A 12,385-nucleotide genomic window follows, 5' to 3' on the forward strand; every position below is an offset into this window, starting at 1 on the left:
CTCCGCGTACCTCTGCGTTTACCTTCTGGAGCGAGACGCTACGCGAATATGCGCCCCTCTGCGTTTTTAAACTCCTCCTCAATCCCCAAACCCTCTACTCGAAAGAACTAATCAAAGTAACACGCCCCTGAGAACCATAAGCAACCTCAGAGATGCAAAGATTAGAATCATGCAACTCATCAACAATATGTTGTGCTGAAGTTTGCGGATTTAAACTCGGACTGAGGTCAATACCTCTAGTAAACACATTCGACCATTCCCATCTCAGAGTCTTAACTAACCCGAATAACCCAGCACCAACTGCGCCAAAGTTCACATTATGCTCCAACCCAAAACTGCCATCTAAGCGAGTTACAGTAAAGAAGCAACTACGTTGATACCGTCCGGCTTCCGTCAAGGATTTTTTCAGGTGCTTCGCCATAAAGAAAACGTGCTTTACAATGGCTTTTTCTGCTGGGAGGAAGGGAATTTTCCCGGTGTTATCTACCTGAAATGCTGGGTGGAGGTGGAGGAAAGCCCCAATCGTGCCGTAGTGGGTAGCGATCGCAGATAATTTTTCTTGTAGTAGTTCTTCACTCATATCTGCAAGGGTGACTTGATTCACACCTGCGGGTAAAGGCGATCGCTGGGGTACAATCGATTGGGGGAAGCTCAAAACTACCACTTTCCAACCCCGTTCTGTTAAGGCTTGCGCTACTTGGGAGGTAGTCAGAGAGCCATCATCAGTAATTAAACAGATGTGTCCCTCTGGTAATGTGAACTCTAAACTATCCGGTGCTGGCAGGTATTTGAGTTTGGCTGGACGGCGTTGTACACCGTCAATGATTTTTACTGCTTCCCAGTCAAACTCAGGCTGAGGCTTTTTTTTTTCACCTCCCACCAACTTCTGGAGGTAGTCAACAATTTGACCGATTGTACGCAATTCGCCTAATTCTTCGACGTTGGGTTTAGGCAGGTTGGGATACAATTCCTGTAATCCGCCTAAGATTTCTACCCGTTTGATGGAGTCAATCCCTAAGTCAGCCTCCATATCCATTTCTAATTCCAGCATTTCCACTGGGTAGCCAGTCTTATCACTGATAATGTTAATCAGGTTTTGACCGATGTCTGCGTAATCTGTGGTGTCTGCAACTGCCGTCTCTGCAATGGTTTCTACAACTGCCACTGGCTCAGGTGCAGGGGGAGCAACTACGGGTGCAGGTGCAGGTACTTCTACTACTTGTTCTACAGGCTGTGTTACAACTGCTACAGTTTGACCGCTAGCTGCATTGCCTTGAAGAAACTCGATAATTTGCCCAATGGTGCGTTTTTCTGCTAGTTCTTCTAAGTTTGGCTTGGGTAAATCAGGATACAATTCTTGTAATCCGCCTAAGATTTCTACCCGTTTGATGGAGTCAATTCCTAAGTCTGCCTCCATGTCCATTTCCAATTCCAGCATTTCAACTGGGTAGCCAGTCTTATCACTGATAATTGCTAGTAGGTTGTTACCCAACTCAGCCACATCTACGACGGGTGCAGCTACAGGTGCAGGTGCAGGAGTTACTTCAACTTCTGGGACTGGGGGCGCGATGACTTGAGCCACAGGTTCGGGTGCTGCAACGGGTGTCTCAACTACAGGTTCAGGCTGAATTTGCCAAGCTGTGGGTGCAGGTGCAACAGGTGCATCAGCAATGGTGAATTCGGGTTTAGCTACAGGCTCAACTACAGGCTGAGGCTGGGGTTCTACTTTGGCGGTGACAGGTGCGGGTGCTTCAACAACGGGGGTGTCAATGCTGAAAGCGGGGATGGGTTTGGTAACTTCTTCTTTAACTGGTGTTTCGGTGGCTGGTGCAGTTACGCCACTGGAAAGAACTAAGGAATATTGTTGTTGAATCAGGTCGAAGAAGTTTTTCGCGTAAGCTACTTGTTCCTGAAGATATTTTTCATGAATGCGGAGGGTTTCACTTTGTTGAGAGTGAAACTGTGTCATGCTGCGTTCCAAGCTTTCCGTCACTACTAGCTTAAGCTGGGCTGCTTCTTGGGAAGTCTTGGCGTTAGCAAACAAAGCATTTTGCTGTTGCATCAGTTGGAAGAAGGCTTTAGTGTATTCCATCTGATGGTTGAGGTAAGTACCATGTACTTGCAGGTTCTCAGCTTGGTTTTGCTGGAATTGAGTCATTAGGTACTCTAGGCTTTCTAGCACTCGCTGGAAGTTTTCCAGTGTTTCTGGTGTTTGCATCTTCTTTTCTTCGGCTAGTTGAGGTGCAAGGATCGCAGAGTTCATTTCGGGTTTTGCTTCGGTGGTGATAGTAGAGTTATTGGTAATTTTGGGGGCGCGTCCGTTACCGTTACCGTTGGTTTCTTTGACTGCTGCAAAGATGGCGGGTGTCATTGGTTGGGGGGTGACGGTAGCCGCAGGTGCAGAGATGGCGGGTGTTTCTTGCACTGGGGTAGCGGTAACATTGACTGTGGGTGCAGGTGTTAAGGATATTTTGTGTCCATTATTCAACGCTTGCACGAAGGCGTTTTTGGTTTTTTCGGACACGTAGTTGATACCGTTTAACTTAACACTCAGACCTTTTTTGGTGTTGGTTGGGGGTAGGGTTGGCTGGGTTTGGTATGGGTCGAGGTTTTTCAACTGCATACCCAGGACGCGCATTTGTACTACGGCTTCTCGCAGAGAGCGATCGCTGTTTTTCTGGGCGCTGGGGTTCAAAGCTACGGTAACATGGGGGCGATCGCCTAAAATTTCTTTGACTAAGTTAGTCAGTATTCTCTTCGGCCCGAATTCCACGAAGCAATAACCACCAGCAGCATAAATATTTTCAATTTCCTGTTTGAACAGCACCGAGTTAGCGAGGTGAGTTTCTAGGATTTTTTGAATGGCTGGGGATTCTGTGGGATATTGCTTACCTGTAACGTTGCTGAATACGGGCAGCTTAGGTTGATTAAATGTAACTGATTTGGTAGCGATCGCAAAGGATTTCTGAGCGAAAGCAATCAGTGAGGTGTGGAAAGCGGCGGATACTGGTAAAGGTATGGCTGCATAACCTTTATCTTGTAAAACCTGACGGACTTTCGCAATTTCGGCGGTTGACCCTGCCAAAACAAACTGAGTAGGAGAATTATAATTAGCGATCGTTACCTGTGGAAACTGCTTGAGAATCGGTTCAATTTTATTAATATCTTCTTTCACCGCCAACATCGTACCCGCATCATGATCAGGGTCTTTTGGTGCAGCCATTGCTTGACCCCTAGCTTTGACTAGGTACATATAATCTTGGTCACTCAACACCCCCGCAGCCCATAAAGCGGTGATTTCCCCAAAACTGTGTCCAGCTACAAAGTCAGACTTAAACCCAGCTTGTTTGAGGATGGAATATAACCCCGCACTAAATGCACCTATCGCTGGTTGTGCGTATTCTGTGCGTTGCAGTGCAGCAATTTGAGCCTTTTTCTCAGCCTCATCAAATACCGGATGGGGGAACACAATTTCTGAGAGGGGACGCAAGTTATCTTGCAGCAACAACCCATCCATATAACCGTAGAGACGGCGGAAGGTGGGGAAGTTCATCACCAGTTCTTTACCCATTTCCAGGTATTGAGAACCTTGACCGGAGAACAACGCCACTACTTTACCGCCTAACTCCATCCCAGAAGCACGGTAATAAATTCCTTGGGGATGTTCCCAATTAGTAACAGTACCTTTGTGTTTCAACCAGTCAATGCTAATTTGCATCAACTTGCAAGCTTCTTGCAGATTTTCCGCGACAAAACCAACTCTAGCTGCATTCTGGGGAATTTCTAGAGACTGACAATCTTGCGCTAATTGGGCGAAGTGTCTATCACCAGCTTCTGACTGCAAGTTATTCAAAACTTGTTCACAGTTTTTCAGCAATTCCGCCGGGGTAGCAGCAAACAGCAGGATTTCGCGGGGGGTGCTGTGCAGACGGTAGGGGCGATTTTGTTCGCTGTCGTATTCTTCCAAAACTACGTGGTAGTTTGTTCCACCGAAACCGAAGGAACTCACACCCGCACGTCTTGGTGCTTCACCTTCCGCCCGAATCCACGGACGAGTATCAGTGTTGAGATAAAATGAGGAGTTGTTAATATTGAGCTTGGGATTCGGCTCAGTGATGTTAATTGTCGGTGGTAAGATTTTGTGATGCAATGCCAAGGCAGTTTTAACTAAACTGACTGCACCTGCTGCTGCTTTGGTGTGTCCGATTTGAGATTTCACACTACCCAAAGCGATATGTTGCTTTTTGTTGTCGTGTTCAGCGAAAAAGTCTCTTAAAGAACCGAATTCGGTGGGGTCGCCAGCCATTGTTCCCGTACCGTGGGCTTCAATTAAACCAACGGTAGCAGGAGAGAAACCAGCATCTTCGTAAGCACGACGTAAGGCGTTGATTTGACCTTCTTTGCGGGGTGCATAAATACTCTTGTAGCGTCCATCGCTGGAAGTACCTATACCTTTGATGACTGCATAGATTCTATCGTCGTCGCGGACTGCATCTTCCAGACGCTTCAACACCAGCATACAAACACCTTCACCTAGCATCATCCCATCAGATTTAGCATCGAAGGGTTTAACGTTTTCGCTGGGGGAAACGGCTGGGGTTTTGCTGAAGGAGATGTAAGCCATGATGGTGTTGTCGGTGTCTACACCACCAGTCAGCATCATGTCAGCCCGATATTCCACCAGTTCGCTAATTGCCATTTTCAACGCACCGAAGGAACTAGCACAAGCTGCATCAACAACACAGTTCATTGCACCAAAGTTCAAGCGGTTGGCAATGCGTCCAGCAACGACGTTAGCTAACATCCCTGGGAAAGCGTTTTCATCCCATTTGACGTAAGCACTTTTAATTTTTTCAACGATTTTGTCGGTGTCTTCGTCGGAAAGTCCACTGCTTTTGAGGACTTTTTTCCAAATAGGATATTCTAAACGCGCAGACAGGGGCATCCCCAATTGCTTCGCCATTGCTACCCCTAAAATTACGCCTACCATCTCGCGGTTAAAGTCACGAGATTCGCCATAACCAGCATCTTCCATTGCTTCTTTTGCAACTACGAGACTTAATAGTTGCGAAACATCGGTAACTTCTAAAATGCTGGGAGGAATACCGAATTCCATCGGGTTAAAATCCACCTCTGGAATAAACCCGCCACGTTTACAGTAGGTTTTATCTTCGGGTGTTCTGGGGTTGGGGTCGTAATAATCTTCTACACTCCAATGGGTGGCAGGAATATCGGTAATGCAATCAACTTTATTAATGATATTTTGCCAATATTCCCGCAAGTTTCTAGCTTGAGGAACTAGAGAAGCCATGCCAATAATGGCTATAGGATTTTGTTGTAGTTGTCTGTTAATTTTGTTAATTGACATTGGTTGTTCCAAGTTCATCTTTTTGTCCTCAATACACCGCAACAAAGCCTTTTCGCAGTTACTAATTTGGCTTTCTAACTCCGCCAAGGCAGCATCAATTGAATTAGCAGACATAGTAAATATTCTCTTCTGGGGTACTGTGGATTTTGTAGCTACAGTAATTTCTGTTGCTTACCCTGAGAAGTGTTCTTTCTTGTTAGCAAATGGGCATTGGGAATAGGGCATTGGGCATTGATGCACAGGGCATTGGATTTTCCTCCCCTGCTTCCCCAGCTTCCCCTGCCCCCCTGCCTCTTCCTAGCCTCTCCTCCCACTTCACCCTGATGAATGGACGCTGTTGGCGTTTCTAGGCTATTGCAAAATCATGTTATCTCACGCTCGACTCTTGATATTGTGGTAACAGGTCGATGACGTTATTGAAGCTGGTAAAATAATCTTGAAGCGCGGTAGCTGCTTGACCAGTAAATTCAATCCATTCGTAATGGTAGAAATTGTGAGTAGTTGTATCCAAATTGGACAATGGCAATTTAGGTGTAGCTATGAGAACTGAAACGCTTTTTTCTCCCAAACTCGTTTGATGATCTAGCTTCACCGCAGCCACATAGTTGGTATTAATGACAACGTTCTGTATCTTGATGAATGCCATAGCCAGTTTCAGCGTCCAGGATAATATATGTTATGGGATTTAACCCAGAAAAGTTGACAAGTTCGTTACAGAAGAAACATCACCTTGACTCGGAATTACACAGTTATTTACACGAACCAGCAACCATTTAAAGGTGATAACCATGCAGCTAGGTTTAGTCATTATTTACTGTTCCACGCGCACATAAATAACTAATTTTCCTCGCTGCTTTTAAGTATTGAATTAATACAAAGAATAGCACAATTCATAGAAACTAAATCATTGGTTTAAATGAATTTTATAAAAAAGCCGGGTGTTAGTTGATGAAACTCTCAATTTTTGCATAATACACAAGTATAATTGAAAACTCATAATTCTTGGCTAGTAAGTAGCTTGATGTCGGCTATAAAGTTCACTTTATCTAGAAAGATATGACAGCATCAGTTGATTTTCCAGCCCGTAAACATTCCCTGCATACACAAATCAGATTACATAGCATTGATAATTTATTTCTCAGCACTACATCATAATCAAGGTTTGTTTTTTGATGAATTTTTAATATAAATGACTTATGGGGCTGAAAGAGTATTTATTAAGCAAAAATTTCTTTGATATATTGTGCAGTTTAAACAAAATAGGGAATAGGCAAAGAATGTATGACTCTTATTTGGTTCTTGAGCAAATTCAAGACTAATCTAAAAGCTGATTCCCTATTGCTGTAGGGGTTTAGCAATGCTAAACCCCTACAGACTACTGCCAGCCGACTATGTGAGTTAATTATGTCTGAGTATTTAACACCAAAAATCATGCAAAATTACTAAGACATCAAGCCTTTAGTCAAAATACAACAATTACGACTAAGATATACCGAATATGTTTGAGCAATGTCTAGAAATGATGATTTTACTCACATAATCACAGAGAATGTCTGATCAACAACTGTTGCGATCGCCATTCCTCGATAATCTCAGAGACACATCACAAAAGGATTAGGGGGATGAGGGAGCGGCAAAGAAAAGCTCATAACTAATGACCAATGACCAATGACTAATGACTAATCCCCCATCAATTGACAAAATCACATTTTTTTGCAATGATTGAACACGTCTACTAAAAAATTATGCCCTGAATTTCCACTCGTCACTTCGGATTAATTGGGATTGAAGTTTTTTAAAAAAGCAAACGTATTTTTCGCTACTGGATACGAATTCTAATTAAGGTAGAACTGAAGAAAGATTTGTAGTTAATTAACCATCATTAATGTTGCAATCAGATGGTTACTGTGCGAGAGTAGCCAAGCTATCAAACCAGTCAGATAAACTTAATTAGAACTGCTTGCTCATTGATATAAATACAGGGAAAAATTACTCATACTAGCCGTTACAAAATGCGTATACCAACCGCAGAAAAAACTTCTCTTTCCTTCTGCTACGTGTTACCTGTCTTTTTCCAGTTAGTTTGCAGATAAATATTGAGCAGTTGATTCATAAAGATGTTTTAGATATTACTGGCTGATCACACCTCAAATTGGAAATGAAAATATGGAAGTAAATAAGGAACGGCTGCGCCAGTTATTCATAAAACCCCAAGGTCGGTGGCGGTTAATTTTAGCAGCATCAATTACTTTAGCTACTGGCTTAGTTGCTTTCTACAGTTTTTTGCCGCCAAAGCTTCGTACTCCAGAACAGACTCCCACCGCTAACCCTCCCAAGGCTGCACCAGTCAAAGTTGCGGTTACAGCCTTGGGAAGATTACAACCAGAAGGCGAAGTCACCACTTTGTCTGCACCTAGTTCCACCAACGGTATCAGAGTAGAAAAACTGCTCGTCAAAGAAGGAAACGAGGTAAAAGCCGGGCAAGTATTGGCATATCTGGAAGATTATAACCGTGCTACAGCAGCCTTAGAACAAGCATTAAATAAACTGCAAATAGCCAAATCCCAACTAGCACAGGTAAAAGCTGGAGCTAAACCTGGAGACATTGAAGCCCAAAAAGCTACCATAGCTCGTTTAGAGTCGCAATTAAAAGGAGAAGTCGCGGCACAACAAGCAACAATCAACCGTATTCAGGCCGAACTCAACAATGCTCAAACCGAGAACAATCGTTATCAAAAATTATTCAAAGAAGGTGCTGTTCCTGCTTCCATAGCGGATTCTAAAGCTTTACAAGTTAAGACAATACAGCAACAACTCACAGAAGCCAAAGCCAATCTCAGCCGCACTCAAAACACCCTCGCCGACCAAATCAAAGAAGCCAAAGCTAGACTCAACAGTATTCGAGAAGTACGGACTGTAGATGTAGAGTTAGCACAAAATGAAGTGAAAAGTGCTGTAACAGCCGTCAAACAAGCGAAAGCAGACCAGGAGTTAACTTATATTAAAGCTCCTATGGACGGCAAAATCTTGAAAATTCATGCTAAAAGTGGGGAAGCGATCGCCACTAATGGATTTGCGGATATCGGTCAGACATCTCAAATGTATGTGATTGCAGAAGTGTATCAAACCGATATTCAAAAAGTCCGTTTAGGTCAAAAAGCGATCATCACTAGCCCGGCATTTAGTGGGAAATTGCACGGCACAGTTAGGGAAATTGGTCTGCAAGTAGACAAACAAAGCATTTTTAGTATTAACCCCGCCTCGGATACAGACCGCAGAATCATTGAAGTCAAAATCTCTATTGATGACCCCGCAGAAAATCAACGGGTGTCTCGGTTAACTAATTTACAGGTGGATGTGGCTATTCAGATTTAGTCATTGGTCATTAGTCATGAATTATTAGTCATGAGTTATTAGTCATTAGGGTTTCTCCCCTACTCCTATCTATTCCCTAGTAAAAAAGCCATGAATTTTAAGATTCCTTTGGCATGGCTACAGCTAGTCCAACAAAAACTCAGGTTTTTGGTTGCTGTCGCCGGGATAGCCTTCATTGTCTTGCTGATGTTTGTGCAACTTGGTTTCCAAGACGCACTTTATTCTAGTGCAACCGCCGTACACCAGAGTCTTAGAGGTGACTTATTTTTAGTCAGTTCTCAATATAAATCTTTGACCTCAAATCAGAGCTTTTCTCGCACTCGTTTGTACCAAACTTTAGGGTTTGATGGCGTAGAATCAGTTAACGCCTTGTATTTGCAATTTGCCAAATTGAAAAACCCGGCCACTGGTGAGAAATATTCAATATATGTGATGGGTTTCGACCCTGGTCAATCTGTATTAAATATTCCTGGAGTTGAGCATAATTTAGATAAGCTCAAAATTCCCGATATCATGTTATTTGATAGAGATTCCCGACCAGAATTTGGCCCCATCGCTGCGAATTTTGAGAAAGGAGATACCGAACAGACAATTGAAATCTTTCCCTTTGATGGCCCTAAAGGCTACAAAGTCCGAGTCGGTGGTTTATTCAGCTTAGGCCCTTCCTTTGGTGTGGATGGTAACTTAATTGTCAGTGACTCAACTTTTCTTCGCATCAATCCCAATACTCGCCCATCCGAGAGAATAGATATAGGTATCCTCACCCTCAGCCCTGATGCTGATCAAGAACAGGTTTTAGCAAATTTGCGAGCTAATTTACCTAATGATGTCAGGCTTTTTACTCGTCAAGGTTTTATTGATTTTGAAAAACAATATTGGTCTGCTAGAACGCCAATAGGTTTTATTCTCAACCTGATGCTGACAATGGCTTCGGTTGTCGGTGTGGTGATTGTCTATCAAATTCTCTACAGTAACATTGCTACACAATTTGTTGCCTATGCCACATTAAAAGCTATTGGTTATCCCAATTCTTATCTTTTAAATGTGGTATTTCAACAAGCTTTAATTCTGGCATTCTTTGCTTATATTCCCGGATTTATAGTGTCTGTAGCACTGTATGATTTTGCAATGGAAGCCACAAAATTACCGATTGTCATGACTGCGAATAATGCCATGATTGTTCTGATATCCGCAGTGTTAATGTGTATCACTTCTGGCGCACTTGCGATTAACAAACTTCGTTCCGCAGACCCGGCTGATATTTTTTAGGGAATGGGGAATAGGGAAGAGTCCATCAAACAATTCAAAAGTCAAGAATTCTAGGAAAAATTAACTTAATTTTGAATTTTGTAGCTTGCTTCGACCTAGGAGTATTTTGAATTTTGAATTGATTTGTCCCTCCTGCCTCCCCTAGGTTTGGAAAACTTTAGTAAGAATATAAAGGCTGTACTATGAACTTGCAAAATAAGACGCTGCTGATTACTGGAATTGATGAATTTATCGGGTTGCGTGCAGCCGAGTTAGCTATAGCACAGGGCTTGAAGGTGCGTGGACTGCAAAGTTCTAAGAATTCCGATGCTGCCCAAAAGTTGGGGGCTGAGGTGATTGTTGGTAGTATTACTGATGCGGCTGTTGCCAAAAAAGCTTGTCAGGGGGTAGACATTGTTTTACATACTGCCCAAATTACCGAAGAAGCTGGCCCTATCAAACAGTTTCAGGAAGTGAATGTTGACGGTGCTGTGAATATAGCTAAAGCTGCCAAAAGTTCTGGTGTGAAGACTTTTGTGCATCTTTCTAGTATTTTGGTGTATGGATTTGATTATAGCGATCGCATCACTGAATCTGGACAACTCTCCGGTAGCAATAACCCCTACTGTCAAACCAAAATCGCCGCCGAAGCCGAACTGTTACCCCTCAATTCTCCCCCAGATTTTGGCTTGATTATCATTCGTGCTGGCGATGTTTACGGGCCTGGAAGTCTACCTTGGGTAGCCAAACCCATTCACTTCATGCGCCAAAAGTTATTTGCCTACCCCAATGATGGGCAAGGAGTTATTAACCATCTCTATGTAGACAACCTGATTGATGCCATCTTTTTGGCAATAGAAAAACAGACCTACGGTGAAATCTTCAATATCACCGACGGAGAAGCAACTTCCTGGAAAGAATATTTTATGCGCCTAGCAGCAATGGAAGGTTTACCTGCTCCGATGTCTGTACCTAAAGATGAAATGAAGCTGTTTTTAAAAGTGCGTCTACAGGGACAAAAACTCTTTCGTAAAAAAGCCGATATTCTGCCAGAATCGGTAGATTTTATGACTCGTCCATATCCCTGTTCAATTGCTAAAGCTCAAAGTTTATTAGATTACAAACCCAAAATTGATTTAGAAACAGGGTTGCGCCATACCAAACAATGGATAGACAAGACTGACATCCAAAAGCTACTGAAATAAAAATGCAAAGGGGCAGAAGTTATTCAAGTTTGAATTTTGAATTTTGAATTTTGTAGGCGCAAGCCTTCCCTACGGGACGCTACGCGATGCCGCAGGCTATTTTGAATTTTGAATTTTGAATTTTGAATTGATTAATGCCCCATTCCCACTATTATGATCAAAACTTCGCCAAGATTGAGTATTGGTTTACCTGTATATAATGGCGATAAATTTATTCCAGCAGCCCTAGATTCTTTGTTGGCTCAAACATTTACTGATTTTGAATTAATTATTTCAGATAACGCATCTACAGATAATACTGAAGAAATTTGTCGAGCCTACGCTGCTAAAGATAACCGCATCCGCTACTACAGGAATAACGAAAATATTGGTTGCGCCCGCAATTTTAACCGCGTCTTTGAATTAGCGACAGGTGAGTATTTTAAATGGGCTGCTCATGATGATTTACACGCACATGATTTTATCATGAAATGTATTGAGGTATTAGATAAAGACCCTACAGTTATCTTATGCCACTCTCATGTATATTTCATTGATGAACAGGGTGAATTTTTGCAAAACTACGACATTCAACTGAAGGCAGATTCACCTAAAAATTATCAGCGTTTTCATGAATTGCTGACTAAGCATCTTTGCTATCCCATTTATGGTGTAATTCGCTCTGATGCCCTGAGAAAAATCCCACCAATGGGTAGTTATGGTAATGCGGACGGCATTTTTTTATTAAGGCTGGGTCTAGTCGGGCGATTTTATGAAATACCCGAATACTTATTTTTTGCCCGCAGCCATCCGCAACAATCAATGAGTATGTTTTTCCCTGATTATTTGTTGTTTACTAACAACAATCCGCAATACTCATTAGATAAGTTACCAGATTATCACGCCTATACAGTGTGGTTTGATTCATCCAAACAGGGAAAAATATTGTTCCCTCATTGGCGAATGTTATGGGAGTATATCGCTTCTATACACCTGTTGCGACTGAATTTATATGACCAAATACGTTGCGCTATCAGTTTACACCAGCAATTAAACGGCAATGAGTCTTTATTACTTCAAGATGTGCTGATAGCAGGACAAAAAATTTGGCAACGTTGGCATGACAAACCATTAACAAACCAGGAAGTAGAGACGCGACTAATAGCGTCTGTACAGGATTAGGGAGTTACAAATGACCTTTTCAGGAGAA

6 protein-coding genes are annotated in these 12,385 nt (G+C 42.6%); 4 read left to right on the plus strand and 2 right to left on the minus strand.

The genetic code is table 11. From position 1 onward, the window contains the following. Positions 1-94 precede the first annotated feature (94 nt). Positions 95-5,482 carry a type I polyketide synthase gene (locus AACS98_RS13960; protein ID WP_066380754.1) on the minus strand — a complete coding sequence of 1,796 codons (5,388 nt, stop codon included), beginning with the start codon at positions 5,480-5,482 and terminating at the stop codon, positions 95-97. Between the two features lie 253 nt (positions 5,483-5,735). Continuing rightward, positions 5,736-6,014, minus strand: a complete 279-nt coding sequence (locus tag AACS98_RS13965; protein WP_066380756.1) for a hypothetical protein — start codon at positions 6,012-6,014, stop codon at positions 5,736-5,738. A 1,520-nt stretch (positions 6,015-7,534) separates the two neighbouring features. On the opposite strand from AACS98_RS13965, the gene AACS98_RS13970 reads away from it, so the two are divergent. The 4 genes from AACS98_RS13970 (at position 7,535) to AACS98_RS13985 (ending at position 12,357) form a co-directional block, all read left to right on the plus strand. Beyond that, positions 7,535-8,743, plus strand: a complete 1,209-nt coding sequence (locus tag AACS98_RS13970) for an ABC exporter membrane fusion protein (RefSeq protein WP_066380758.1) — start codon at positions 7,535-7,537, stop codon at positions 8,741-8,743. Positions 8,744-8,833: 90 nt separating this feature from the next. Beyond that, positions 8,834-10,012 (plus strand): ABC transporter permease DevC, encoded by a 1,179-nt coding sequence (devC, locus tag AACS98_RS13975; protein WP_066380763.1) that lies wholly within the window; start codon positions 8,834-8,836, stop codon positions 10,010-10,012. Positions 10,013-10,194: 182 nt separating this feature from the next. Then, a complete protein-coding gene (locus tag AACS98_RS13980; protein WP_066380765.1) occupies positions 10,195-11,196 on the plus strand; it encodes an NAD-dependent epimerase/dehydratase family protein in 1,002 nt (333 codons plus the stop codon). A gap of 153 nt (positions 11,197-11,349) precedes the next feature. Continuing rightward, complete coding sequence (locus AACS98_RS13985; protein WP_066380768.1) at positions 11,350-12,357, plus strand: glycosyltransferase family 2 protein; 1,008 nt, start codon at positions 11,350-11,352, stop codon at positions 12,355-12,357. Positions 12,358-12,385 lie beyond the last annotated feature (28 nt).

The organism is Anabaena sp. CA = ATCC 33047 (assembly GCF_963870205.1).
In the GTDB taxonomy this organism is placed as follows: domain Bacteria; phylum Cyanobacteriota; class Cyanobacteriia; order Cyanobacteriales; family Nostocaceae; genus Trichormus.

Bases quoted from the DNA above. Each gene is read 5' to 3' on its own strand.
- AACS98_RS13960 (WP_066380754.1), bottom strand. From the start codon at position 5,482: ATGTCTGCTAATTCAATTGATGCTGCCTTGGCGGAGTTAGAAAGCCAA.
- AACS98_RS13965 (WP_066380756.1), bottom strand. From the start codon at position 6,014: ATGGCATTCATCAAGATACAGAACGTTGTCATTAATACCAACTATGTG.
- AACS98_RS13970 (WP_066380758.1), top strand. From the start codon at position 7,535: ATGGAAGTAAATAAGGAACGGCTGCGCCAGTTATTCATAAAACCCCAA.
- devC (WP_066380763.1), top strand. From the start codon at position 8,834: ATGAATTTTAAGATTCCTTTGGCATGGCTACAGCTAGTCCAACAAAAA.
- AACS98_RS13980 (WP_066380765.1), top strand. From the start codon at position 10,195: ATGAACTTGCAAAATAAGACGCTGCTGATTACTGGAATTGATGAATTT.
- AACS98_RS13985 (WP_066380768.1), top strand. From the start codon at position 11,350: ATGATCAAAACTTCGCCAAGATTGAGTATTGGTTTACCTGTATATAAT.